Raw genomic sequence first — 24,782 nt, forward strand, 5'->3', positions numbered from 1 at the left:
CGGATCGTCAAGAGTTTGACGCAGCAAAACCCATTGCCGTGAAGCAGTTCACTGTTTCACTTGTTTATGTACGCATTTTGTTAGGCGTACGTGAGGAAATCCTCACTTATGAAAACGCATGTAACTGACGGCCAGTTCAGGAGTTTCCGTATGGACAAAGAAAAACCCGCCGGTTTCCCGGCGGGTTCTCCATACGCGATGGCATCGTCAGCTGCGCAATGCGCGCGCGATCAACCGCACCATACCCGTGCGTTGCGGAACATGCGCATCCACGGTGAATCGCCCTGCCACTCGGACGGGGCCCAGCTCAGGTTGAGCGCGCGCGGGGTGCGCTCCGGGTGCGGCATCATGATGGTCACCCGGCCGTCGGTGCTGGTCAGGCCGGTGATGCCGTCGGGCGAGCCGTTCGGGTTCAGCGGGTACTGGCTGGCGACGTTGCCGTTGCCATCGATGTAGCGCAGTGCGACACGGGCCGTGGCCTGGTCGACGGCATTGTCGAACACTGCCTGGCCTTCGCCATGCGCCACCGCCACCGGCAAACGCGACCCGGCCATGCCACGCAGCAGGATCGACGGCGACTCCACCACTTCCAGCAGCGCGGTGCGGGCTTCGAACTGCTCGCTGGCGTTGCGGCGGAACTGCGGCCAGTGCTCGGCACCGGGGATGATGTCCTTAAGCTGGCTCATCATCTGGCAACCGTTGCACACGCCCAGGGCGAAGCTGTCCTCGCGCGCGAAGAACGCGGCGAAGGCATCACGCAGCGCGGTACGTTCGAGGATCGAGGTCGCCCAGCCGCGGCCAGCACCGAGCACATCGCCGTAGCTGAAGCCGCCGCAGGCAACCAGGCCGGTGAAGTCCTGCAGCGCCACGCGGCCTTCGATGAGGTCGCTCATGTGCACGTCGAACGCGCGGAAGCCGGCACGTTCGAAGGCGTTGGCCATTTCAATCTGGCCGTTGACGCCCTGTTCGCGCAGGATCGCAACGCGCGGACGCGCCCCGGTCTGCACGAACGGCGCGGCGACATCCTCGTTGAGGTCGAAGCTCAACTTCGGCTTCAGGCCCGGCGCGGTGAAGGCACGGGCGACCTCGCGCTCGGCATCGGCGTTGGCCGGATTGTCGCGACGCTTCTGCATGGCGTGGGTGACCGACCACCACGCATCGAACAACGCCTCCCAGCGCCATTCGGCCAGCGATTCACCGCCCAGCGACACCCGCACCACCGGCGCGGTGGTGGGCCTGGCGATGCGCTGCGCGCACTCGGTCAGCGCATGGCGCTCGACCAGGTCGGCGAACGCGGCGCGGTCTTCGCGGGCGATCTGCACAACGGCGCCCAGCTCTTCATTGAACAGGCTGCGGAACGGGTCATCGCCCCAGGCATCGAGGGTGATGTCCAGGCCCAGGCGCGAGGTGAAGGCCATTTCGCACAGCGCGGCGAACGCACCACCGTCGCTGCGGTCGTGGTACGCGCGCAGCAGGCCGGCCTGGCGTGCATCGCGGATCAGCTCGAAGAAGCCACGCAGGCGCTGCGGATCGTCCAGGTCCGGGGCGGCACCGGCGAAGGCCGGCAGGTCGCCGTGGTCGGCGTGCACCTGGGCCAGGATCGAACCGCCCAGGCGCTGCTTGCCGGCACCGAGGCCGATCAACCACAGCTCGCTGTCGATATCGCGGTCCAGCAGCGGGGTCAGCTGCTGGCGCGCATCGGCCACCGGCGCGAACGCGGTGATCACCAGCGACACCGGCGACACGCTCTTGTGCGCCTGCCCCTGGTCGTGCCACTGCGCCTGCATCGACAGCGAGTCCTTGCCCACCGGGATGCTGATGTCCAGCTGCGGGCACAGTTCCATGCCCACCGCCTTCACCGCGTCGTACAGCAGCGCGTCTTCGCCCGGGTGGCCGGCAGCGGCCATCCAGTTTGCCGACAGCTTGATTTCATCCAGCGCATCGACCGGGGCCGCGCACAGGTTGGTCAGTGCTTCGCCAACGGCCATGCGGGCCGAGGCCGCCGCGTCCAGCAGCGCCAGCGGCGTGCGTTCACCCAGTGCCATCGCCTCGCCGGCCACGCCGTCGAAATCGGCCAGGGTGATCGCCACGTCGGCCACCGGCAGCTGCCACGGACCGACCATCTGCTCGCGCGCGGTCAGGCCGCCCACGCTGCGGTCGCCGATGGTGACCAGGAAGTTCTTGGAGGCCACGGTCGGGTGTGCGAGCACGCGCAGACCGGCTTCCTGCAGATCCAGGCCCCCGGTCTTCAGCGCCGGCCAGCGTGGTGCCGGCGGGTGCGCGGTATCGCGGTGCATCTTCGGCGGCTTGCCGAACAGCACGTCCATCGGCAGGTCGATCGGCGCGTCGGCCGGAATGTTGCCCGGCACGGCGCCATAGGCCACCACCAGGTGTTCGACTGCGGTGGCGACACCGACCGCAGCGAACGGGCAGCGCTCGCGCGCGCACAGCGCGGCGAATTCGGCCAGGCGCTCCTGCGCCACGCCGAGCACGTAGCGCTCCTGCGACTCGTTGCACCACAGCTGCATCGGCGACAGCGATGGATCGTCGGTGGGTACCTTGCCCAGGTCGATGATGCCGCCCACGCCGGAATCGTGCAGCAGTTCGGGAATGGCGTTGGACAGGCCACCGGCACCGACGTCATGGAAGAACTTGATCGGATTGCCGGCGCCCATCGCCACGCAGCGGTCGATGACCTCCTGGCAGCGGCGCTCCATTTCCGGGTTGTCGCGCTGCACGCTGGCGAAGTCCAGGTCCTCGGCGCTTTCACCGGAGGCGACCGAACTGGCAGCACCGCCGCCGAGGCCGATCAGCATCGCCGGGCCGCCGAGCACGATCACGGCATCGCCGTCCTGCAGCAGGATCTTGTCGACCTGCACGCGATCGATGGCGCCCAGGCCACCGGCCAGCATGATCGGCTTGTCGTAGGCGCGCACCAGGTCGGCGCCTTCCGGCAGTTCGAAGCTGCGGAAGTAGCCGAGCAGCGCCGGGCGGCCGAATTCGTTGTTGAACGCGGCGCCGCCCAGCGGGCCGTCGGTCATGATCTCCAGCGCCGGGGCCATGCGCGGGTTCAGCGCACGCGGCGCTTCCCACGGCTGCGGCAGCTCGGGAATGCGCAGGTGCGAGACCGAGAATCCGCTCAGGCCGGCCTTCGGCTTGCCGCCACGACCGGTCGCACCTTCGTCGCGGATTTCACCACCGGCGCCGGTCGACGCGCCCGGGAACGGCGCGATCGCGGTCGGGTGATTGTGCGTTTCCACCTTGATCTGGAACGCGCTGGGCACCTGCGGTTCGCGGCGGTACTCGCCGCTGGCCGGGTCCGGGCGATAGCGCGAGGCCGGATGGCCTTCGATCACCGCTGCGTTGTCGCTGTACGCACTGAGCGTGTGCTGCGGGGTCTGCTGGTGGGTGTTCTTGATCATCCGGAACAGCGAGCGGTCCTGCTCCTGGCCGTCGATGGTCCAGCTGGCGTTGAAGATCTTGTGCCGGCAGTGCTCGGAATTGGCCTGCGCGAACATCATCAGTTCCACGTCCGACGGCGACCGGCCCAGCGCGGTGAAGCGCTCGCGCAGGTAGTCGATCTCGTCCTGCGCCATGGCCAGGCCGAGGCGCTGGTTGGCAGCCTCCAACTGGTCCACCGGCACGCGCTCCAGTTCGCCACGGGCCGGGGTCGAGAACAGCGACTGGCCCTGATCGACGCTCTCCAGCACCGACTGCGTCATCGGGTCGTGCAGCACCTTGACCAGTGCCTGCTGGGCGGCAGCGTCTGTCGGCCAGCCCTGCACGTCGATGCGCAGGCCGCGTTCGACCCGGTTCACCGGCTGGCCAGCACCGCGGACCAGCTCGCTGGCCTTGCTCGACCACGGCGACAGCGTGCCCAGGCGCGGCACCACGATGCGGCTGACCGCACCGTCAGCAACCGCCTCGGACTGCGGGCGGGCTTCCAGGATGCGGCACAGGGTATCGACGTCGGGGGCGGCAGTGCCCTCGGCCTGCACGAAGTAGACGTGCCAGGCACCACTGATGCGCAGGGAGGGAGCGATGGACTGCAGGCGGGATTCAAGACGTTCGCGGCGGAACGGCGACAGGGCGGGCGCGCCCTCGAGGACCATCATGTCCGGGGAACCGTAGTTGGGAAACGGGCCCGACATTGTACCGGAAGCGGGGATAGGCTTCGGCCGGGCGGCGCCCGGCACCCGCCGAGGCCAGGGCAACAGCAACAGCAACAGCAACTGCCAAAGCAAAAGCGGGGGTTCCCGTGGGATGGCAGGGTGGGTCCGGTTGCGGGGGACGCCGTGAATCCGTCCATGGAGGCTCGGTCGCCGCATCCATGCGGCTCACGCCCCCGCAACCGGACCCACCCCGCCTTCGACAGTTTCCCGCGATCTGCGGTAGATCCACGCCATGCGTGGATGCTCCTTGGTTACCGGCCGCTGGCCGGCAACCAGGGAAAGGCCTGCAATCAGACGCCTGAGAGCGAAGCGATCGGCGTTTGATCTTGATCTTTTGTTCGTCTTTCGTGGCTGGCGCCACAGGAACCTGTCGGGGGCCGGGCGGGTGGGTTGCGCAGGGGCGTAAGCGCCATGGATGACGCGCCCGAGCCTACAGGGACGTATTCACGGCGTCCCCTGCGCAACCCACCCGCCCGGCCCAACCCCAGAACCTGCTCTAGATGCCAGCCACGAGGGGGCTCCGCCGATGGCTGCCGAGCGCGCGCCAGCGCCGCTCTCCGTCAAATCCCCGAACCATGCACTCGCTCACGGATTGACCACGCAATTGATGACAACGTTGTCCCCACCTGGCGCCGGACTCTCTCCCCGGCCCACCAGGTACCTCCGTCCGCCCCCTCCGTCGCCTTCCCGGGCGATGTCCGGACCCTGCGTTACGTGCGGCGCCGTCCTGGCCCGCGCGCCAACCATCGATCGGAGACACACCATGTACGACCCGCTTGTGCAGAGTGCCGATGTACGCAGTGCCCACCCTTCCCTTCATCGCTGTCGCCCGCGCCGTCTGGCCTGGCTGCTGGCCCTGGCCGGGGCGGTTGCCCTGCCCGGCCTGGCCCAGGCCGCCAGCTGTGCCGGCGTGGCCGAATGGGACCAGGCCAGGATCTACCGCAGTGGCGACACCCTGCAGAAGGGAGGGGTCCTCTACCGGGCGAACCAGGACATCTGGAATGCGCCGCCGGACCATCCGGCCGGGGCGCCCTACTACACCAACCTCGGCGCCTGCGACGGCGGCGGGGCCAACCAGCCGCCGGTGGTCAGCCTGACCTCGCCGGCCAACGGCGCCACCTTCAGCGCCGGCAGCACGGTCAACGTGACCGCCAACGCCAGTGATGCGGACGGCAGCGTCAGCAAGGTCGAGTTCTTCCGCGATGGCAGTTCGCTGGGCATCGACACCAGCGCGCCGTACAGCGCCAGCTGGGCCAACGCCAGCGCCGGCAGCCACACCCTGCGCGCGGTCGCCACCGACAACAACAACGCCACCGCCAGCACCGCGACCATCACCATCACCGTCAACGCGGCCAGTGGCGATACCACCGCGCCCAGCGTGCCCGGCGGCCTGGCCGTGGGCACCCGCACCGCCAACAGCATCGCCCTGAGCTGGAGCCCGTCCACCGACAACACCGGTGGCAGCGGCGTGGCCGGCTACGACGTCTACCGCAACGGCAGTCTGGTCGGCTCGCCGTCCAGCGCCAGCTATGTCGATGGCGGGCTGACTGCATCGACCAGCTACAGCTACCGCGTGCGTGCCCGCGACAACGCCGGCAATGCGTCGGCACAGGGCACGGCAGTGACCGCCAGCACCCTGGCCGGCGACGGTGGCACCACCGGCAAGCGGGTCATCGGTTATTTCACCCAGTGGGGCATCTATGGCCGCAACTACCGGGTCAAGAACATCGACAGCAGCGGTTCGGCCGCGCGCCTGACCCACATCAACTACGCCTTCGGCAACGTGCGCAACAACCGCTGCGAAGTGGGCATCACCCAGGCGTCGGACCCGAACAGTGGTGCCGGTGGCGATGCCTTCGCCGACTACACCAAGGCCTTCGGTGCCGGCGAAAGCGTGAGCGGCAGCGCCGATACCTGGGACCAGCCGCTGCGCGGCAACTGGAACCAGCTCAAGCAGCTCAAGGCCAAGTACCCGGGCATGAAGGTGCTGATCTCGCTGGGTGGCTGGACCTGGTCGCGCGGCTTCTCCAGCGCGGCGCAGCCGGCCAACCGCCAAGCCTTCGTCGCTTCGTGCATCGACGCCTACATCAAGGGCAACCTGCCGGTGACCGACGGTGCCGGTGGTCCCGGTGCGGCACTGGGTGTGTTCGACGGCATCGACATCGACTGGGAATACCCGGTGGCCTGCGGTATCGCCTGCGGCACGCCCGAGGACAACGCCAACTTCACCGCGCTGATGGCCGAATTCCGCCGCCAGCTCGATGCGGTGCGTCCGGGCCTGCTGCTGACGGTGGCAGTCGGCGCCGGCATCGACAAGATCCGCGTCACCGATCCGGCCGCGTACCACCCGTACCTGGACTACATCAACGTGATGACCTACGACTTCCACGGCGCGTGGGATGCGAAGACCAATCACCAGTCGGCGCTGTTCGATTCGCCGAATGATCCGTCCACCGGCGACCAGAAGCTGTACAACAGCAACGACGCCATCGAGGCCTTCATCAGCCGTGGTGTTCCCGCCGCCAAGCTCAACCTGGGCATCGGCTATTACGGACGCGGCTGGACCGGGGTGACCAACGCCAACAACGGCCTGTACCAGAGCGCCACCGGTGCGGCACCGGGTACCTACGAGGCTGGCATTGAAGACTGGAAGGTGCTGAAGAACCTGGCGTGGCCGAACTACACCGACAACACCGCCGGTGCCACCTGGATCTACAACGGCAGCACGTTGTGGAGCTTCGATACCCCGGCCAACATCACCCGCAAGATGGGCTATGTGAAGACCCAGGGACTGGGCGGTGCGTTCGTCTGGGAGTTCAGCGGCGACGATGCGCAGGGCACGCTGACCAAGGCGGTCAGTGATGGCCTGAAATAAGGAAAAAGCCGAGGGCGCGTCGCGCCCCCGGCTTTCTGTGTGATGCATCCGCCGGGCATGGCCCGGCGCTACCCGCCCATCCACGGTAGCGCCGGGCCATGCCCGGCGGCGTTTCAATCAGCGCTTGGCCGACAGCTTCTCCAGCGCGGCGCGCAGCTGCGCCGGCGGCAGGTAGCCGCCGAGCTGGGTGCCATCAGGCGCGAAGATCGCCGGCGTGCCATTCACGCCCAACTGCTGGCCCAGGGCGTACTGCATCGCCACCGGGTTGGTGCAGTTCTTCGCTGCCACCGTGCCACCACGCTTGGCACTGGTCAGCGCCTGGCGGCGATCGGCCGCGCACCATACCGAGATCATGTCGGTGTAATCCTTGCTGCCCAACCCCATGCGCGGGAAGGCCAGGTATTCGACGGTGATGCCGTTGCGGTTGAGCTCGGCGATGTCCTGGTGCAGCTTGCGGCAGTAGCCGCATTCGATGTCGGTGAACACGCTGATGGTGTACTTCGCGTTCGGCGCGGCGAACACGATGCGGTCGCCATGGTTGGCCTTGGCCAGCAGGTCGCGACGGTAGCCCAGCAGGCCTTCGCTGTTGGCCGGGCTCTTGGCGCGGGTGTCGTAGGGCTGCGACTGGAACAGGTAGCGGCCGTCGTCGGAGACGTACAGCAGTTGGCCGGAGACCACCACTTCACGGAAGCCCGGGAAGGGCGCGGCACCGATGTAGTCCACCTGGAAGCCGGGGTTGAGCTCGGTCAGCGCCTTGCGCACGGCCTGCTCGGCCGGAGCATTGGCCGTGGCGGCAGGGCCGGCCTTGGCTGCCGCTGCAGCGGGGGCCTTTGCGGCGGGCGGGGCGGGCTGGGCGCAGGCACTCAGGCTGAGCGCGCCGAACACGGCGGCGATGGCGAATCGGAGCATGGAGCAGTCCGCAGCAGAAAGAAGACCCCGGATTCTGACACAGCCATCCTGAGCGGTCCGCGATGCCGCGCACAGGCCCGGCAGGGGTTCAGCGGCGGGCTCAGCCGCGTGGATGATGGCGGGCGTGCAGTTTCTGCAGGTGTTCGCGTGCGACCAGCGTGTAGATCTGCGTGGTGGACAGCGAGCTGTGGCCCAGCAGCATCTGCAGCGCGCGCAGGTCGGCGCCACGGTTCAGCAGGTGGGTGGCGAAACTGTGCCGCAGGCCGTGCGGACTGATCCGCGCCGGGTCGATACCGGCCACTGCCGCATAGCGCTTGACCAGGTGCCAGAACGCCTGGCGGGTCAAGCCATGCAGCGCCGGTTCAATGAACAAGGGCGTCTGCCCGTCGGCCAGCGCCTGCACCTTGCCCTTGCCCACCAGCTGCGGTCGCGACTGCTGCAGGTAGCGTTCCAGCCAGTACTGCGACTCCTCGCCCAGCGGCACCAGGCGTTCCTTGCTGCCCTTGCCGGTCACCCGCAGCACGCCCTGGCGCAGGTTCACCGCCGTGGCGGGCAACAGCACCAGCTCGCTCACCCGCAGCCCGGCGGCATACATCAGCTCCAGCATGGCGCGGTCGCGCAGACCGAGCGGACTGTCGATATCCGGTGCCGCCAGCAGCGCGTCGACCTGGCTCTCGGCCAGCGCCTTGGGCAGCAGCCGCGGCAGCTTCGGCGGGTCCAGCAGTGCGCTGGGATCCTCGCTGCGTTCGCCACGGCGCACGGCGTCGGCGAAGAACGCACGCAGCGCCGACAGCAGCCGCGCGTTGCTGCGCGGCGACCAGTTGTGGCGGGTGCGCCAGGCCAGGTAATCGAACAGACCGGCGCGTTCAATACCGGCCAGACCACCATCGCGCCCGTCACACCAGCGCGCCAGGCCTTCAAGGTCGCGGCGATAGCTGTCCAGGGTGGCGCGGGCCAGACCGTGCTCGGCCCAGATCGCATCGAGGAAACGCTGGATGCGCTGGCTGTCCTCGCCGCGCAGCTCGGGCAGTTGCTGGACCAGCTGACGACGTTCGGCGGGGGTGGAAGTGACGGCCATGCACGCAGGATACGAGGCCAACTGCGGGCACGGCCAGCATTGCGTATGCTCGGCACATGTCGAGCCCCGCCACCGATGCGGCCCACGTCGCCGCTGATACGCCCCGCCCGCGCGCGCTGCTGCTGTGGCGCCTGCTGGCGATGATCTATGACGCGCTGCCGGTGCTGGCCTTGTGGATGCTGGCCGGCACGGCCTTCACCCTAGCCTATACGTTCAGCGGCCATGCGCAGCGCGACAACATCGCGCCTTTCAGTGCCTGGCAATGGCTGCTGTGGGCGGTGTGCTGGGCCATGACCGGGTGGTATGCCACCGCCAGCTGGCGGCGCGGTGGGCAGACGCTGGGCATGCGCCCGTGGCGCTTGAAGCTGGAATCACGCGATGGCACGCCGTTGCGACGCGGCCAGCTGTGGCTGCGCTTTGCGGTGGCCACGCTGTCGTTGCTGCTGGGCGGATTGGGCTTCTGGTGGGCCTTGGTGGATCGCCAGCGGCTGACCTGGCACGACCGCGCGAGTGCCACGCAGCTGCTGCGGATGCCAAAGCGCTGACCTGTCCTGGCAGCGCCGGGCCATGCCCGGCGGACGCGGGATATCGCACATCTTCGCCGGGCATGACCCGGCGCTACCGGAATCAGCCCGATTTGCGCCGGAACAACAACCCGGACACCGCCAGCATCACGATCGGCGGCAGCGCATAGGCAATGCGGTAGTCAAACTTGAGCGCACCGGCCATGCGGCCGAAGAACAGCTGCAGCAGCCAGAACGCCAGCGCGAACAGGATGCCCAGGAACAAGCGCTTGCCCATGCCGCCACTGCGCAGCGAACCGAACGCGAACGGCACCGCCGCCAGGCACAGCGCCAGCACATTCAACGGATAGAACCAGCGGCTCCAGTACACATCCTCGTAGTCGCGTGCATCCAGCCCGTTGCGCTCGCGGTAGGCGATGCTGGTGCTCAGCTCGGACACGCTGAGGTTGCGCGGCTTGGCGATGCCGGTGGCCAGGGCGCCGGCGTCCAGCTTGGAATTCCACGGCTCACGGGCCGCTTCCTGGCGCGTTGCCGAGCGCTCGCCGAAGGTGTCACGGCGCACGCCGGTCAACACCCAGCCATCCTTGTCATGCTCGGCGGTGGCCGCATGGGTCAGCGTGCCGATCCGACCCTCTTCGTCGATCTTGTACAGGCGCACGTCACGCAGAATCAGCCGGGTGCCCTTGTCGCCGACCAGCTGTTCTTCGCCACTCTGTGCATTGAGGAACGTGTCACCTTCGCGCGCCCACAGGCCGGAGTAACGCGCCACCGCCACGTCGGTGCCCCACTTGGCACTCATCTTCAGCGAATCGGCGCGGTTCTGGCCCCACGGCCCCAGGGTCTCGGCGCTGATCACCATCAGCCCGGTCAGCAGCGACAGGGCAATCGCCACCGACACGCTCAGGCGCTTGCGCGACAGGCCCAGCGCGCGCAGCGCGGTCAGCTCCGAGGTCGCGGCCAGCTGGCCCAGGCCCATCAGTGCGCCGATCACCGCCGCGGTCGGGAACATCGTGTAGGCCCGGCGCGGCACGGTGTACAGCACCCAGGCGGCCGCATGGCCCAGCGAATAGCCGTTCTTGCCGATGTCCTTGAACTCACCGGAGAAGGCCATCAGCACGTCCAGGCCGACCAGCACCGCCCAGGTCAGCAGCACGGTACCCAGCACTGCCCGGCCCAGGTACAGATCGAAACGCATCGGTCGCAGCATCATGCGCGGGCTCCCTTCGGGCGGGCCATGCGGCCGTCACGCGCGTACATCCAGATCGCCAGCGCCAGCAGCGGCAGGGTCAGCCACCACAGGCCAAGCGCCGGCGGAATCTGGCCATTGGCGATCCAGCCACTGCCGATGAACATCAGGTTGGTACCGACCATGTAAGCCATCAGGGCCAGCATCATCCGCCCATAGCGCTGCTGGCGCGGCGAACTGCGTCCCAGCGGCACGGTGAGCAGGGCAAAGGCCAGCGCGATCAGCGGCGGCGCCAGGCGACGGTGCAGCTGTGCCTGGGCCTCGGGGCGCTTGTCACCGAACAACGCGGTGGTCGGCATCAGTTCGGGATCATCACTCTTGCGGGCCTCACTGCCGTCGGGCAGCGCCACGTCGTTGCGGGCGAAGGTCGCCAGACGGTAGTCCAGTGCGCCGGCCGCCGGCCCTTCCAGCTGGTGGCCATCATCCAGTTCGAGGAAACGCTGGCGGGCGCCTTCGAAGTACATGCGGCCGCTGGCGGCGGACACCACTTCAAGGCGATCCTCCTTCTGCCGCTGCAGGAAGACCCGGCCCAGCTGGCTGCCATCGGGCGAGATCGAGGCGACATAGACCACCCCGCCATTGGGCAGCGGGGTGAACCGGCCCGGCTCCAGGCCGGCCATCAGCACGCTGCGGTTGGCGTCCTGCACCATCTGTTCGGCGGTGCGCCCGGCCCAGGGGCCGAGCCACAGCGAACAGGCACCGACCGCCGCGATCACCGGCAGCACCAGCATCAGCAAGGGCTTGAGCAGGCGCCGGGGGCCGACACCGATGGCGGTGATGACCGCCATTTCCGAGTCGCGGTAGAGGCGGGCGATGGCCAGCAGCAGGCCCAGCATCAGTGCCAGCGGCAGGATCAGCGGCATGTAGACGATGAACTGCAGGCCCAGCTGCGAGAACAGCAGCTTGGCCGGCAGCCGCCCGTCGGCGATGTTGCCGAGGATGTCCACCAGCACGCCGCCCACGCTGACCACCAGCAGGACGATCAGGGTAGCCAGGAAACTCTGGACGAAATCGCCCAATAGATAGCGGTCGAGCTTCAACATGGGGCGGTGGTTTAAACTCTCAGGTTCGTTCGCGGTGCCGCCCAGTCTAGCGTCTGGGCGTAAACGGTCCGCGATTGTACGGACTTGCCAATGGAATCTGCTCAATGGCTCTCGAATTCACCCTGAACCACCTCGCTGCGGCTTCGGCCGCCGTTGACTGCATCGTCGTCGGCGCCTATGCCGACCATACCCTGACTGCGTCCGCGCAGGCACTGGATGCTGCAAGCGGTGGCCGCCTGGCCGCCCTGGCCCAGCGCGGCGACCTGTCCGGCAAGACCGGCGCCACCACCCTGCTGCACGACCTGCCGGGCGTGACCGCCCCGCGCGTGCTGGTGGTCGGCCTCGGCGATGCCGCCCGCTTCGGCGTGCCGCAGTACCTGAAGGCGGTCGGCGATGCCGTGCGCGCGCTGAAGGCCGGCGCTGCCCGCAGCGCGCTGTTCACCCTGTCCGAAGTGGCAGTGAAGGACCGCGACGCGGCCTGGGCGATCCGCCAGGCGGTGATCGCCGCCGACCACGCGGCCTACCGCTACACCGCCACCTTGGGCAAGAAGAAGGCCGACGATGCCGGCCTGGCCCAGCTGGCCATCGCCGGTGATGACGCGCAGGCCCTGGCCCAGGGCCAGGCCATCGCCGCCGGTGTCGAGTTCGCCCGCGAGCTGGGCAACCTGCCGCCGAACTACTGCACCCCGGCCCACCTGGCTGAAGTGGGCGTGAAATTCGCCGGCGAGCATGACGGTGCCGAAGCCGAGATCCTCGACGAGACCCAGATGGAAGCGCTGGGCATGGGCTCGCTGCTGGCCGTGGCCCGTGGCTCGGCCAACCGCCCGCGCCTGGTCGTGCTGAAGTGGCGCAATGGCGGCGACGCCAAGCCCTACGTGCTGGTCGGCAAGGGCATCACCTTCGATACCGGTGGCGTCAACCTGAAGACCCAGGGCGGCATCGAAGAGATGAAGTACGACATGTGCGGTGGCGCCAACGTCATCGGCACCTTCGTCGCCGCGGTCAAGGCCAAGCTGCCGTTGAATCTTGTGGTGGTGGTCCCGGCGGTGGAAAACGCCATCGACGGCAATTCCTACCGTCCGTCCGACGTCATCACCTCGATGTCGGGCAAGACCATCGAAGTGGGCAACACCGACGCCGAAGGCCGCCTGATCCTGTGCGACGCACTGACCTACGCGCAGCGCTTCGAGCCGCAGGCGCTGGTCGATGTGGCGACCCTGACCGGTGCCTGCATGGTCGCCCTCGGCCACCAGACCGCAGGCCTGATGAGCAAGCACGACGACCTGGCCAACGAACTGCTGGCCGCCGGCGAGCAGGTCTTCGACCGCGCCTGGCGCCTGCCGCTGTGGGACGAGTACCAGCCGATGCTGGATTCCAGCTTCGCCGACGTCTACAACATCGGCGGCCGCTGGGCCGGTGCCATCACTGCCGGCTGCTTCCTGTCGCGCTTCGCCGAAGGCCAGCGCTGGGCCCATCTGGACATCGCCGGCGTGGCCAGCGATGAAGGCAAGCGTGGCATGGCCACCGGCCGTCCGGTCGGCCTGCTGAGCCAGTGGTTGCTGGATCAGGTCGCCCGCGCCTGACGCTGTACCTGACCCTGGCCGGCAACCGCCGGCCCGGGCCTCGCCGGTCCAGCCGCCACCCGGCATGGATCGGCACCTGCCTCACCTGGATGCCGCCATGCCCCGCGCCGACTTCTACCTGATCGCCAAGCCCCGCTTCCTGACCGAGCCGTTGCGCCTGGTCTGCGAGCTGGCGCGCAAGGCCAACGACGCCGGGTTGTTCACCCTGGTCCTCGCCCGCGACCAGGCCCAGGCCGAAGAACTTGACGAACTTCTCTGGTCGTTCGACGACGATGCCTACATTCCGCACCAGATCGTAGGTGAGGACGTGGACGAGGAAGAAGCCCTGGTGCTGATCGCCCCGCCCGGCGGCGAGGCGCCCGTGCGGCCGCTGGTGATCAACCTGCGCGACGAACCTTGGCTGGGCCAGTGCGAGCGCGTGCTGGAAGTGGTCCCGGCCGATCCGGAAGCGCGCGAACCACTGCGCGAGCGCTGGCGCCAGTACAAGACCGCCGGCTACGACCTGAACAAGCACGACATGTAAGCCCCCGCGAGGACCCCTTGATGCGCCTGCTGATCGCCCTGATTCTTCCCTGGCTGTCCTTTTTCACCATCGGCCGGCCGTTTGCCGGCATCGTCTGCCTGATCCTGCAGATCACCCTGATCGGCTGGCTGCCCGCCGCGATCTGGGCTGCCTATTCGGTCAGCCAGTACCACACCGACCAGAAGATCCGGCGCACCCTCGGGTCGCGCTGATCTCCCTTCCCGCCTTGATGACTGGTTCCCCCGCATGACCCAACTCGCCTCCAGCTACGACCCGAAGTCCTTCGAGACCGACCTCTACGAGGCCTGGGAGAAGGCCGGCCATTTCAAGCCGTCCGGCAAGGGCGAGCCGTACACCATCCTGCTGCCGCCGCCGAACGTGACCGGCACCCTGCACATGGGCCATGCCTTCCAGCAGACCCTGATGGATGCGCTGGTGCGCTACCACCGCATGCGCGGCTACGACACGTTGTGGCAGGTCGGTACCGACCACGCCGGCATCGCCACCGAGATGGTGGTCAGCCGCAACCTGGCGCTGGAAGGCAACGGCGAGACCCGCGATTCGCTGGGCCGCGAGGGCTTCATCGGCAAGGTGTGGGAATGGAAGCAGCAGTCCGGTGACATCATCGAACGGCAGATGCGCCGCCTGGGCACGTCGGCCGACTGGTCGCGCAGCACCTTCACCATGGACCCGCAGCCGTCCGAAGCGGTGATCGAAGCCTTCGTGCGCTGGCACGAACAGGGCCTGATCTACCGTGGCCAGCGCCTGGTCAACTGGGATCCGGTGCTGAAGACGGCGATCTCGGACCTGGAAGTGGAGAGCGCCGAGGAAGAGGGCTTCCTGTGGTCGATCGCCTACCAGCTGGATGAGGGCCTGAGCTACGAACACGTCGAGCGCGATGCCGACGGCGTCGAGACCCTGCGCGAATCCCGCGATTACCTGGTGGTCGCCACCACCCGCCCGGAAACCCTGCTGGGCGACACCGCGGTGATGGTGCATCCGGAAGACGAGCGTTACCTGCACCTGATCGGCAAGCGCGTGGTGCTGCCGCTGACCGGCCGCCGCGTGCCGGTGATCGCCGATGACTACGTGGACCGTGCGTTCGGTACCGGCGTGGTCAAGGTCACCCCGGCGCATGACTTCAACGATTACCAGGTGGGCGTGCGCCACAGCCTGCCGATGATCAACCTGTTCACGCCGGTGGCCGCGATCAACGACAACGCGCCGGAACGTTTCCAGGGGCTGGATCGTTACGACGCGCGCAAGGCCGTGCTGGCTGAACTGGAAGACCTGGGCATCCTGGTCGAGACCAAGGCACACAAGCTGCAGGTGCCGCGCGGCGACCGTACCGGCCAGGTGATCGAGCCGTACCTGACCGACCAGTGGTTCGTGAAGATGGACGAACTGGCCAAGCGTGGCCTGGAGCTGGTCGAAGGTACCGATGGAAAGCCGGGCAGCATCTCCTTCGTGCCGCCGAACTGGATCAACACCTACCGCCACTGGATGACCAACATCCAGGATTGGTGCATCAGCCGCCAGCTGTGGTGGGGCCACCGCATTCCGGCGTGGTTCGATGCCGCCACCGGCAGCTGCTACGTCGGCCGCAGCGAAGACGAGGTGCGGGCGAAGAACAATCTCGGCAGCGACGTCGTGCTGAGCCAGGAAAGCGACGTGCTGGAGACCTGGTTCTCCTCGCAGCTGTGGCCGTTCTCCACCCTGGGCTGGCCGAACGAGCAGGCGATGGCCGAGCGCGGTTTCGACCGCTACCTGCCGTCGTCGGTGCTGATCACCGGCTTCGACATCATCTTCTTCTGGGTGGCGCGCATGATCATGGCCACCGACAACCTGACCGGGAAGATCCCGTTCAAGGACGTCTACTTCACCGGCCTGATCCGCGACGGCCAGGGCCAGAAGATGTCCAAGAGCAAGGGCAACGTGCTCGACCCGCTGGACATCATCGACGGCATCAGCATCGATGATCTGGTGGCCAAGCGCACCGGCGGGCTGATGCAGCCGCGCATGGTCGAGAAGATCGAGAAGGCCACGCGCAAGGAGTTCCCGGACGGCATCGCCGCCCATGGTGCCGATGCGCTGCGTTTCACCATCGCCGCGCTGGCCACCCATGGCCGCGACATCAAGTTCGACATGAACCGCGCCGAGGGCTACAAGAATTTCTGCAACAAGCTGTGGAACGCCAGCCGCTTCACCCTGATGAACACCGAAGGTGCAGCGTTCACCGGTGCGCCGACGCCGCGGACCGATGCCGAGCGCTGGATCCTCTCTCGCCTGGCCGCCACCACCGCCGAGGCGCAGGGCCATTTCGCCGCCTATCGCTTCGACCTGCTGGCGCAGTGCCTGTACGAGTTCGCCTGGAATGCGTTCTGCGACTGGTTCCTGGAGCTGAGCAAGCCGGCGTTGAACGGCGCCGATGCCGCCGACGCCGACAGCACCCGCCACACCCTGCTGTACGTGCTGGAAGCGCTGCTGCGCCTGCTGCACCCGCTGACGCCGTTCATCACCGAACAGCTGTGGCAGCAGCTGGCACCGCGCCTGGGCCTGGCCGAAACCACGCTGTCACTGCGCCCGTACCCGACCGCCGCCGAATTCGAGGGCGATTTCACCCAGGCCGAGGCCGACGTGGAATGGTTGAAGGCGGTGATCAGTGCGGTGCGCCGCGTGCGCAGCGAACTGAACGTCGCCCCGTCCAGGCTGGTGCCGCTGCGCCTGCTGGCCGGCCAGGAACATGCCGGGCAGAGCCAGGACCGCGAGCGCATCGAGCGCTTCAGCGCTTCGCTGTCGTTCCTGCTGAAGCTGGACAGCATCCAGTGGCTGGCCGACGCACAGAGTGCGCCGCCGGCCGCCGCCGCGATCGTCGGTGAGCTGAAGCTGCTGGTGCCGCTGGAAGGCCTGGTTGATCTCGATGCCGAGCGCGCGCGCCTGGACAAGGAGATCAAGCGCGTGGAAGGCGAACAGGAGAAGAGCGAGACCAAGCTGGCCAGGTTCTCCGACAAGGTTCCGCCGGCGGTGATCGAGCAGGAACGCGTGCGCCTGGTCGACTGGAACAACCAGCTGGCCGGCCTGCGCGAACAGCGCGCGAAGCTGTAGCGCCGCCCGGGTAGGTGCGGACCTTGGTCCGCACCGCTGTGATATGCCAACCAAGGTTGGCACCTGCCAAAGCACCAACCCTGGTTGGCACATTCTCGAGGTCGACGCCGGGCAATGCCCGGCGTTTCCTTTTGCCACGCGTGGCATCATCGCTTGATGCCGCTTTCCATCTTCCTGCTGGTCCTCGCCGCCGCCGCACTGCACGCCAGCTGGAACGCGATCGTCAAACGCGGGCCGGACAAGTTCCTCGGCACGGTGCTCGTCACCGGCAGCGCTGCGCTGTTGTCTGCGCTCGTCTTGCCGTGGCTACCCTTCCCCGCCGCGGAAAGCTGGCCGTGGCTGGGCGCTTCGGTGCTGCTGCAGGTGACGTACTACGCATTGGTTGCACGCTGCTACCAGCAGGTCGACATGAGCCTGGCGTATCCGATGATGCGTGGTTGCGCGCCCATCCTCGTTGCGCTGGCCGGCGCCGTGCTCGGCGAACGCCTGCCGCCGTCGGCCTGGCTCGGTGTCCTCCTGGTGAGTGGCGGCATCCTGTGCATGGCCCGCGGCGCACGTGGCGGCCAGCTGCGGCTGCCGTTGCTGACGGCGGCGATGATCGCCACCTACACCCTGGTCGATGCGCAAGGCGCCCGACTGTCCGGCAATGCGCTGAGCTACACGCTGTGGCTGTTCCTGCTGTCGGGCATTCCGTTGCCGTTGTGGGCGCTGCATCGGCAGCGCGGCAAGCTGCTGGCGTATGCGCGCCGGCACTGGCCACTGGGCGTGGCCGGCGGCATCGGTACCACAGCCTCGTATGCGATGGCGCTGTGGGCGATGACCCAGGTGCCGGTGGCAATGGTGTCGGCGCTGCGCGAATCGTCGATCCTGTTCGCGCTGCTGATCTCGGTGTTCCTGCTGCGCGAGCGGGTACCGCGTGCACGCTGGATGGCGGCAGCATTGATCGTGGCTGGCGTGCTGGCGCTGCGGTTGGCATGAGAACGGCGTACGGAGATTCATCGGTAGCGCCGGGCCGTGCCCGGCGAACGCAGCGGCCACGCGACGCCGATTACAACGGCGGCATTGTCTCCAGCTCGCCGTCCACCAGTTCGATCGCCATCACCAGCGCATCTTCGCGCCCCTGCGCAGCAGGGTAGTAGCGGGGGCGCCGGCCGATCTCGTTGAAGCCTTCGCTGTGATACAGCGCCAACGCCGGGGTATTGGACGGACGCACTTCCAGGAACACCCGCTGCGCGCCTCGATCACCGGCCAGGCGGACCAGCGCACGCAGCAACTGGCGGCCGAGCCCACGCGACTGCACCAGCGGATCGATGCAGATGTTCAGCACATGTGCCTCATCGGCAGCGAGGCTGAGCACGCCATAGCCGATCAACAGGCCATCGCGCTCCATGGCCAGGCCGGGGTAACCGGCACGCAGGCAATCCAGGAAAATGCCGCGGGTCCAGGGATAGGGGTAGCCACGCACTTCGATGGCCATCACCGCGTTGAGATCGCTCTCGCGTAGCGCACGCAGCGCCACCGGCCCGGGCTGGCTGACCGCACTCATGCGGTTCCGCCCTTGCGCAGCGCGCGCAGCTGCGGCCACAACGCGCGCTTGGCAGCAGGGTCGCGACGCAGTTGCTCCAGCGGCCAGCTGTCCATCAGTGCCTGTGTGGCCGGGTCGTTGGGATTGCAACCCGAGGCACGCAACAGCGCGATCTGCAGGCGGTCAGGCAGGCGCACCAGCGGCTGGCGCGCGTTGCCGGTGGGCAGCGGACGGGCCGCAGCCGGGACGGTGTCCGGCGCCGCTACCGGCACGGCAGTGCGTGGTGGCGCGCGCTCGGGCCGAGGCTCCGGCGCCGCGCCGCGCTGGCTGGGTGCGTGCTGCATCGAGGGCGGAGCCGCGCGCGTCGCCTCGACCGGCACGGTTGCCGATGCCGTGGCTTCAGCCACGCTCAGCTGCAGTGCCGCGTCCATTTCGGCGGCCAACTGGCCGTCGTGATAGACGGTGTAGCCCATGGCCAGCAGCCATGCCTGCTGGGCCGGGGACCACAACACGGGCAGGTCCTGGCTCACGCCGCCTCGGGCTTCTTGCGCAGGCGCTGCACGCCCCACATCACCGGGCCTGACAGGGCGTACAGGATGCCGACGACAAACAGCACGCGGGGCAGGTCGATCACCGCGATGGCGATGGCGATCGGCACCAGTGCCAGCACCAGGAACGGGACACGGTCCGAGCGCGCGCCCTGCTTGGCCGCGCCGCCCTTGAAGCTCCAGAAGCGGATGCGGCTGACCATCAACAGTGCGGCGACCAGGGTCACCGCCAACGCCACGAAGCGCAGCTCGTTGCCGTTCCAGCCCAGCGTGCCATCGGCGAAGGCCCAGACGAAGGACATCATCAGGCCGGCGGCAGCCGGACTGGCCAGGCCAACGAACCAGCGCTTGTCGACCACGGCCACCTGGGTATTGAAGCGCGCCAGGCGCAGCGCCGCGCAGGCGGCGTACAGGAACGCCACCGCCCAGCCGAGGCGACCGACCAGCTCACCGTCGTATTTCAGTTCCGACAGGGACCAGTGATACATCACCAGGGCCGGCGCCATGCCGAAGCTGACCAGATCGGCCAGCGAGTCGTACTGCACGCCGAACTCGCTGCTGGTACCGGTCAGGCGCGCGACACGGCCGTCGAGACCATCCATCACCGCCGCCACGAACACGGCGATGCTGGCATTGACGAAATCCCCGTTGGCCGCGGCGATGATGGCGTAGAAACCAGAGAACAGCCCAGCCGTGGTGAACAGGTTGGGCAGCAGGTAAATCGTGCGCGAGCGCGGCGGCGGTGTGATCGGGTCCATGGAATCCAGTTTAATCGACTTGCCAGCGCTCGGCGCCAATGCTGCAATCGGCGTTCTACGCCCATTCTGCGGAGTTTGCCATGCGTGCCCTGTCCTGCCTGGGTTGCCTGCTGCTGTTGGCCAGTAACACTGCGCTGGCCGGCCCTGTCTACAAGTGGAAGGATGCCAAGGGCGTGACCCAGTATTCGGAAACGCCGCCGGCCGGGGCAAAGTACGAGACCCGTGCCCAGGCCAGGACACCGATGGCGGAAGAAGTGGAGGCGGCCAGTGCAGTGCCGGTGTCCAAGGAGTGCACCACCGCGCGGGCCAACCTGGCGCTGCTTGAGGGTGGCGGCCCGGTGATGCAGGACACCGATGGCGACGGCAAGGCCGATGCCGCGCTCACCGCCGAACAACGCGGCACCCAGAAAGGCTTGGCCGAGGCGACGATCAAGGCGTACTGCCCCCCGGCGGGTTGAGGGGGGGATCGGCCGGGCGGCGCCCGGCATCCGCGGTAGTGCCGGCCGCTGGCCGGCAACCTCAACTGCAACAGCAACAGCCGGCTCTGGGTTTTCCTTTGGTTTGGCGGGGCGGTGTGGGTGTGCAGGACACGCCGTAAACCCATCCCTGGGGGCTCGATGGCGCCATCCATGGCGCCAACGGTCCTGCCCACCCACACCGCCCCGCCTTCGACAGGTTCCCGGTGACGGTGGGTTGATCCACGCCATGCGTGGATGAATCTCCATCGAAATCGAATATTTCGAAATCGGGACGAAAAGCATCCACGCATGGCGTGGATCTACGTGTCGAGCAAGGTCGCCACCCACCAAGAGCAGGCCATGCCATTCCGGCAGATCGCAGAAATCTGTCGAAGGCGGGGTGGGTCCGGTTGCGGGGGCGTGAGCCGCATGGATGCGGCGACCGAGCTTACATGGACGTACTTGCAGCGGCCCCCGCAACCGGACCCACCCCGCCATCCCACGGAATACCCGCTTTTGACGCTGCCGTTGCTGTTGCTGTTTAGGTTGCCGGCCAGCGGCCGGCACTACCGCGGGTGCCGGGCGCAGCCCGGCCGATACCCCTCCCCCGGCCGGGCTGGCAGAATAGGTATCTCTGCCGTAATCCGAAGCCGACGATGCGCCTCTCCCAGTTCCACCTGCACACCACCAAGGAAACCCCCAGCGACGCCGAGCTGACCAGCCACCGGCTGATGCTGCGCGCGGGCATGATCCGCAAGCTCGCATCCGGCCTGTACACCTGGTCGCCGCTGGGCCTGCGCGTGCTGCGCAAGGTCGAACGCATCGTCCGCGAGGAAATGGACCGCGCCGGTGCCGTGGAATTCCAGATCCCGACCATCCAGCCGAAGGAACTGTGGGAGCAGACCGGTCGCTGGCAGAAGTTCGGCCCGCAGCTGCTGAAGATCAAGGACCGCAAGGAACAGACCTTCTGCTACAGCCCCACCGCCGAAGAAGCGGCCTGCGATTTCGCGCGCAGCGAACTGTCCAGCTACAAGCAGCTGCCGGTGAACTTCTACCAGATCCAGACCAAGTTCCGCGACGAGATCCGTCCGCGCTTCGGTGTCATGCGTGCGCGCGAGTTCCTGATGAAGGACGCCTACTCGTTCCACCTGCACGACGAAGACCTCGTGCGTGAGTACGAAAACATGAAGGTAGCCTACAGCCGCATCTTCACCCGCCTGGGCCTGGACTTCCGCATGGTGCAGGCCGATTCCGGCGCGATCGGCGGTGACGCTTCGCAGGAATTCCACGTGATCGCCGACTCCGGTGAAGACGCGCTGGTGTTCTCCACCGGTTCGGACTACGCGGCCAACATGGAAGCGGCCATTGCCGCTGATCCGGCCGCGCGTGCCGCGGCCAGCGAAGCGCTGCGCAAGGTCGAGACCCCGACCCAGAAGACCTGCGAAGACGTCGCCGCGCTGCTGGGCATCGATCTGCAGCGCACGGTGAAGTCGGTGGCGCTGATCGCCGGCGAAGGAAAGGCGCAGCAGTTCGTCCTGGCGCTGGTGCGTGGCGACCACGAAGTGAACGAGATCAAGCTGGGCAAGGTTGCTGGCCTGGACGAGCAGCGTTTTGCCAGCGAAGCAGAGATCGCCGAATACCTCGGCAGCGTGCCGGGCTTCCTCGGTCCGGTTGCACCGGCCAAGCCGATCCGCGTGGTCGCCGATCGCGAAGTGGCGGCGATGTCCGACTTCGTCGTCGGTGCCAATGAGGCCGGTTTCCACCTGGCCGGCGTCAACTGGGGCCGCGACCTGGCCGAACCGGAAGTGGCCGATATCCGCAACGTGCGCGCCGGTGATCGTGCGCTGGACGGCGGCGAACTGAAGATCGCCCGCGGCATCGAAGTCGGCCACGTGTTCCAGCTGGGCCGCACCTATGCGAAGGCGCTCGATGCCACCGTGCTGGACGAGAATGGCAAGGCCGCGGTGATGACGATGGGCTGCTACGGCATCGGTATTTCGCGTGTGGTCGCCGCAGCCATCGAGCAGAACCACGATGACGCCGGCATCATCTGGCCCGACGCGATGGCGCCGTGGCAGGTGGTGGTCTGCGTGATCAATCCGAAGGGCGACGCAGGCGTGGCCGATGCAGCTGCAGCTCTGCTGCGGGAGCTGCGCGATGCCGGCCTGGATGCCGCACTGGACGACCGCGGCCTGCGCCCGGGCGCGATGTTCGCCGACATGGAACTGATCGGCATCCCGCACCGCGTGGTGGTCAGCGAGCGCGGCCTGGCCGCAGGCACCTTCGAGTACCGCTCGCGTCGCGCCGCCGAAGCGGAGAGCCTGGACAAGGCCACCCTGCTGCAGCGCCTGCAGGGCTGATCGGAAAAAGACCGGGGTATACCCCGGTCTTTTTTTTAGCGGCTGGCCGCGCCGGGAAAACCGCAACGGACATAATCCGGTCAAAATGGTCGCAACCGGGCCAGCCAGCCGACAGACGGTGACCGCAACTGTTTGTGCTGGGATTAATTCCTCATTACTCTGTCCTGCGACGCCACGGACCGGCTCGTCCCTGTCCCTAAATTAGTTTCTGGAGTAATCGTTGATGAGCATCGACCTGACCGGCCTGTCTGCACGTGAGCTGGGCGCATTGATCCGCACAGCCAAGAAGCAGCAGACCATCGTCGCCAAGCGTCGCCCGATCACCAAGGTGCGTGCCCAGCTGAGCAAGCTGGCCAAGACCGAGGGTTACACCATCGAGGAACTGTTCGGTGGTGAGCCCGCACCGCGCGCGCGCAAGGTCGCCAAGGCCACCAAGGCCCCGTCCAAGGCTGCCGGCCGCAAGCTGGGCAAGGTTGCGCCGAAGTACCGCAACCCGGCCAACCCGAAGGAAACCTGGACCGGTCGTGGCAAGCAGCCGCGCTGGATGGCCGAGCTGACCGCCAAGGGCAGCAAGAAGCCGGAAGATTTCCTGATCAAGAAGGCCTGAGGCCGGCTGCATCGGGAATGAAAAACGCCGGCGAAAGCCGGCGTTTTTTTTGGGGTAGCGCCGGGCCATGCCCGGCGATCGCAGCGGTTGGTTTCCCGATCCTCCGGGCATGGCCCAGCGCTACCGCCTGGTCACAGCGTCTTGCGCGCCGGCATCAACAGGTTGCCGAACAGCAGGCCGGCGACCAGCGCCATCACCACGTTCAACACGGTCAGGAACACGCTCTGGCCCGCGCCCACGTCCTGTTGCTGGACCAGGGTCAGTACGCCGCGCAGGCTGGTGCTGCCGGGCACCATCATGATGATGCCCGGCAGGCGGATGATCGCACCGGGGCGGCCGACCACGCGCCCGAACAGGTTGCCGCCGGCGGTCAGCAGCATCGCCGACAGGAAGATGCCGGCCGGCGTCCCCCAGGCATGACCACCAAATTTGGAGATCGCGTAGCCGGCCACCGAGGCGGCGATCACCCACGGATAGTCGCGGCGGTTGGCCTTGAACAACATCGCAAAAGCGAACGCCGCCGTCAGCAGCGAGCCCCACTCCACCCACGGCCCCTGTGGCCGCGAGGCTCGGATCATCGGGTCCAGCCCCAGCACATCGGCCAGGGTCACCGCGATCATCGCGCCAACACTGAGCTTCATGATCGTGGTCAGCGCGCCGGCAAAACGCGCGGTGCCGGACACCCAGTGCTGGCTGGCCAGTTCATTGACCGCATTGGTCAGGGACATGCCCGGCAGCAGCACCACCAGCGAGGCGATGATCACCGTGTTGAGATTCAGGGCGCCCACGAACGTGGCAACCACGGTGGCGACCAGGCCGGCCAGCAGCGCCGCCAGCGCTTCGGCCGCTTCCCGGCTGGCCGGACGCTTGTCGGTGACCATGCCGAGCAGGCCGATCAACAGGCCGATCACGCCGGCGGTGGCGATGTCCAGCCACGGCAGCTTCCACATGCCCGCCACGCCGGCCGCACCGAGGGTGAAGGACAGGATGGTGCGCAGCTTGCCGCTCCGGCCCGGATCCTTGTCCAGCTGGCGCAGCGCGGTGTGGCCCTGGGCGATGCTCATGCGGCCGTTGGCCACTTCTTCGGCGATCCCGTCAGCCACGCTGAGCTTGTGCAGGTCGTTCTCGCCCGGCGCCAGCCGGATCACCCGGGTGATGTCGCTGGAGCCGATGGCCTGTGCCGGATCGCTGAAACTGAGGATGATGCCGGTGGGGTTCGACCAAGGTTCACAATCCAGATCGAGTTGCCGGGCCAATGCAACCACCGCCGCTTCCAGGCGCTGGGCCGTGGTGCCATAGCTGTGCAGGCGGCCGGCGATCTCGGAAACGAAGGCCACGCGCTGCGCGTAGGTGGCCTGGGGCGTGGGGATCGTGTGAGCATCTGCGGACATGCGCCGTAGTATTACCTACGTCAGGCTCTGCTGGAGAAATTCATCCTGGTTCGACGCGACGTGCAATTCAGAACGGT

General features: G+C 67.5%; 19 protein-coding genes. 10 read left to right on the plus strand and 9 right to left on the minus strand.

Going from position 1 to position 24,782, the window contains the following annotated elements; all coding sequences use genetic code 11:
* Positions 1–230: 230 nt before the first annotated feature.
* Positions 231–4,115: a phosphoribosylformylglycinamidine synthase gene (gene purL, locus K5K93_RS09795; protein ID WP_222390795.1), complete on the minus strand. Its 3,885-nt coding sequence runs from the start codon at positions 4,113–4,115 to the stop codon at positions 231–233.
* 820 nt (positions 4,116–4,935) lie between these two features.
* On the opposite strand from purL, the gene K5K93_RS09800 reads away from it, so the two are divergent.
* Positions 4,936–7,047, plus strand: a complete 2,112-nt coding sequence (locus K5K93_RS09800; RefSeq protein ID WP_222390796.1) for a glycosyl hydrolase family 18 protein — start codon at positions 4,936–4,938, stop codon at positions 7,045–7,047.
* Positions 7,048–7,164: 117 nt separating this feature from the next.
* On the opposite strand, the gene K5K93_RS09805 is transcribed toward K5K93_RS09800, so the two are convergent.
* Both K5K93_RS09805 and xerD read right to left on the minus strand, forming a co-directional pair.
* Positions 7,165–7,956: a thioredoxin fold domain-containing protein gene (locus K5K93_RS09805; RefSeq protein ID WP_222390797.1), complete on the minus strand. Its 792-nt coding sequence runs from the start codon at positions 7,954–7,956 to the stop codon at positions 7,165–7,167.
* A gap of 100 nt (positions 7,957–8,056) precedes the next feature.
* The gene (gene xerD / locus K5K93_RS09810) at positions 8,057–9,034 is read right to left on the minus strand and encodes a site-specific tyrosine recombinase XerD (RefSeq protein WP_222390798.1); all 978 of its coding nucleotides are present in this window, start codon (positions 9,032–9,034) and stop codon (positions 8,057–8,059) included.
* A gap of 56 nt (positions 9,035–9,090) precedes the next feature.
* On the opposite strand from xerD, the gene K5K93_RS09815 reads away from it, so the two are divergent.
* Positions 9,091–9,579, plus strand: a complete 489-nt coding sequence (locus K5K93_RS09815) for an RDD family protein (RefSeq protein ID WP_025879355.1) — start codon at positions 9,091–9,093, stop codon at positions 9,577–9,579.
* A gap of 82 nt (positions 9,580–9,661) precedes the next feature.
* Here K5K93_RS09815 and lptG read toward each other — a convergent pair whose 3' ends face one another.
* Both lptG and lptF read right to left on the minus strand, forming a co-directional pair.
* A complete protein-coding gene (lptG, locus tag K5K93_RS09820) occupies positions 9,662–10,768 on the minus strand; it encodes an LPS export ABC transporter permease LptG (RefSeq protein ID WP_132825998.1) in 1,107 nt (368 codons plus the stop codon).
* Positions 10,765–11,847 carry an LPS export ABC transporter permease LptF gene (gene lptF / locus K5K93_RS09825; RefSeq protein ID WP_222390800.1) on the minus strand — a complete coding sequence of 361 codons (1,083 nt, stop codon included), beginning with the start codon at positions 11,845–11,847 and terminating at the stop codon, positions 10,765–10,767. The genes lptG and lptF overlap by 4 nt, the downstream gene beginning before the upstream one ends.
* 104 nt (positions 11,848–11,951) lie before the next feature.
* On the opposite strand from lptF, the gene K5K93_RS09830 reads away from it, so the two are divergent.
* From K5K93_RS09830 to K5K93_RS09850, 5 genes are all read left to right on the plus strand, one after another.
* Positions 11,952–13,430 carry a leucyl aminopeptidase gene (locus K5K93_RS09830; RefSeq protein ID WP_222390802.1) on the plus strand — a complete coding sequence of 493 codons (1,479 nt, stop codon included), beginning with the start codon at positions 11,952–11,954 and terminating at the stop codon, positions 13,428–13,430.
* Between the two features lie 97 nt (positions 13,431–13,527).
* A complete protein-coding gene (locus K5K93_RS09835) occupies positions 13,528–13,953 on the plus strand; it encodes a DNA polymerase III subunit chi (RefSeq protein WP_025879359.1) in 426 nt (141 codons plus the stop codon).
* Positions 13,954–13,973: 20 nt separating this feature from the next.
* A complete protein-coding gene (locus K5K93_RS09840) occupies positions 13,974–14,165 on the plus strand; it encodes a YqaE/Pmp3 family membrane protein (protein WP_025879360.1) in 192 nt (63 codons plus the stop codon).
* A 34-nt stretch (positions 14,166–14,199) separates the two neighbouring features.
* Entirely contained in the window at positions 14,200–17,058 is a 2,859-nt protein-coding gene (locus K5K93_RS09845; RefSeq protein ID WP_222390804.1) for a valine--tRNA ligase, read from the plus strand.
* A 156-nt stretch (positions 17,059–17,214) separates the two neighbouring features.
* A complete protein-coding gene (locus K5K93_RS09850; protein WP_222390806.1) occupies positions 17,215–18,036 on the plus strand; it encodes an EamA family transporter in 822 nt (273 codons plus the stop codon).
* 70 nt (positions 18,037–18,106) lie between these two features.
* Here the strand turns inward: K5K93_RS09850 and rimI are convergent, their stop codons facing one another.
* From rimI to pssA, 3 genes are read right to left on the minus strand one after another with little or no spacing between them, the layout of a single operon-like run.
* Positions 18,107–18,604: a ribosomal protein S18-alanine N-acetyltransferase gene (rimI, locus tag K5K93_RS09855; protein WP_032952160.1), complete on the minus strand. Its 498-nt coding sequence runs from the start codon at positions 18,602–18,604 to the stop codon at positions 18,107–18,109.
* Complete coding sequence (locus K5K93_RS09860) at positions 18,601–19,113, minus strand: hypothetical protein (protein ID WP_222390808.1); 513 nt, start codon at positions 19,111–19,113, stop codon at positions 18,601–18,603. Before K5K93_RS09860 ends, rimI begins: the two co-directional genes overlap by 4 nt.
* Positions 19,110–19,889: a CDP-diacylglycerol--serine O-phosphatidyltransferase gene (gene pssA, locus K5K93_RS09865; protein WP_025879365.1), complete on the minus strand. Its 780-nt coding sequence runs from the start codon at positions 19,887–19,889 to the stop codon at positions 19,110–19,112. The genes K5K93_RS09860 and pssA overlap by 4 nt, the downstream gene beginning before the upstream one ends.
* Before the next feature lie 80 nt (positions 19,890–19,969).
* Between pssA and K5K93_RS09870 the strand changes: the two genes are divergently transcribed.
* From K5K93_RS09870 to K5K93_RS09880, 3 genes are all read left to right on the plus strand, one after another.
* Positions 19,970–20,347: a DUF4124 domain-containing protein gene (locus K5K93_RS09870; protein ID WP_222390810.1), complete on the plus strand. Its 378-nt coding sequence runs from the start codon at positions 19,970–19,972 to the stop codon at positions 20,345–20,347.
* A gap of 656 nt (positions 20,348–21,003) precedes the next feature.
* A complete protein-coding gene (locus K5K93_RS09875; protein WP_222390811.1) occupies positions 21,004–22,707 on the plus strand; it encodes a proline--tRNA ligase in 1,704 nt (567 codons plus the stop codon).
* Between the two features lie 223 nt (positions 22,708–22,930).
* On the plus strand, positions 22,931–23,314 hold the full coding sequence (locus K5K93_RS09880; protein WP_093818833.1) for an H-NS histone family protein: 384 nt from the start codon (positions 22,931–22,933) through the stop codon (positions 23,312–23,314).
* 131 nt (positions 23,315–23,445) lie between these two features.
* Here K5K93_RS09880 and K5K93_RS09885 read toward each other — a convergent pair whose 3' ends face one another.
* Positions 23,446–24,705 carry a threonine/serine exporter family protein gene (locus K5K93_RS09885; RefSeq protein ID WP_093818832.1) on the minus strand — a complete coding sequence of 420 codons (1,260 nt, stop codon included), beginning with the start codon at positions 24,703–24,705 and terminating at the stop codon, positions 23,446–23,448.
* Positions 24,706–24,782 lie beyond the last annotated feature (77 nt).

Origin of the sequence: Stenotrophomonas sp. DR822 (assembly GCF_019793815.1) — a bacterium.
Classification (GTDB): domain Bacteria; phylum Pseudomonadota; class Gammaproteobacteria; order Xanthomonadales; family Xanthomonadaceae; genus Stenotrophomonas; species Stenotrophomonas indicatrix.

Excerpts from the sequence above, each read along its gene's own strand:
- purL (WP_222390795.1), bottom strand. The coding sequence starts at position 4,115 with ATGATGGTCCTCGAGGGCGCGCCCGCCCTGTCGCCGTTCCGCCGCGAA.
- K5K93_RS09800 (WP_222390796.1), top strand. The coding sequence starts at position 4,936 with ATGTACGACCCGCTTGTGCAGAGTGCCGATGTACGCAGTGCCCACCCT.
- K5K93_RS09805 (WP_222390797.1), bottom strand. The coding sequence starts at position 7,956 with ATGCTCCGATTCGCCATCGCCGCCGTGTTCGGCGCGCTCAGCCTGAGT.
- xerD (WP_222390798.1), bottom strand. The coding sequence starts at position 9,034 with ATGGCCGTCACTTCCACCCCCGCCGAACGTCGTCAGCTGGTCCAGCAA.
- K5K93_RS09815 (WP_025879355.1), top strand. The coding sequence starts at position 9,091 with ATGTCGAGCCCCGCCACCGATGCGGCCCACGTCGCCGCTGATACGCCC.
- lptG (WP_132825998.1), bottom strand. The coding sequence starts at position 10,768 with ATGATGCTGCGACCGATGCGTTTCGATCTGTACCTGGGCCGGGCAGTG.
- lptF (WP_222390800.1), bottom strand. The coding sequence starts at position 11,847 with ATGTTGAAGCTCGACCGCTATCTATTGGGCGATTTCGTCCAGAGTTTC.
- K5K93_RS09830 (WP_222390802.1), top strand. The coding sequence starts at position 11,952 with ATGGCTCTCGAATTCACCCTGAACCACCTCGCTGCGGCTTCGGCCGCC.
- K5K93_RS09835 (WP_025879359.1), top strand. The coding sequence starts at position 13,528 with ATGCCCCGCGCCGACTTCTACCTGATCGCCAAGCCCCGCTTCCTGACC.
- K5K93_RS09840 (WP_025879360.1), top strand. The coding sequence starts at position 13,974 with ATGCGCCTGCTGATCGCCCTGATTCTTCCCTGGCTGTCCTTTTTCACC.
- K5K93_RS09845 (WP_222390804.1), top strand. The coding sequence starts at position 14,200 with ATGACCCAACTCGCCTCCAGCTACGACCCGAAGTCCTTCGAGACCGAC.
- K5K93_RS09850 (WP_222390806.1), top strand. The coding sequence starts at position 17,215 with ATGCCGCTTTCCATCTTCCTGCTGGTCCTCGCCGCCGCCGCACTGCAC.
- rimI (WP_032952160.1), bottom strand. The coding sequence starts at position 18,604 with ATGAGTGCGGTCAGCCAGCCCGGGCCGGTGGCGCTGCGTGCGCTACGC.
- pssA (WP_025879365.1), bottom strand. The coding sequence starts at position 19,889 with ATGGACCCGATCACACCGCCGCCGCGCTCGCGCACGATTTACCTGCTG.
- K5K93_RS09870 (WP_222390810.1), top strand. The coding sequence starts at position 19,970 with ATGCGTGCCCTGTCCTGCCTGGGTTGCCTGCTGCTGTTGGCCAGTAAC.
- K5K93_RS09875 (WP_222390811.1), top strand. The coding sequence starts at position 21,004 with ATGCGCCTCTCCCAGTTCCACCTGCACACCACCAAGGAAACCCCCAGC.
- K5K93_RS09880 (WP_093818833.1), top strand. The coding sequence starts at position 22,931 with ATGAGCATCGACCTGACCGGCCTGTCTGCACGTGAGCTGGGCGCATTG.
- K5K93_RS09885 (WP_093818832.1), bottom strand. The coding sequence starts at position 24,705 with ATGTCCGCAGATGCTCACACGATCCCCACGCCCCAGGCCACCTACGCG.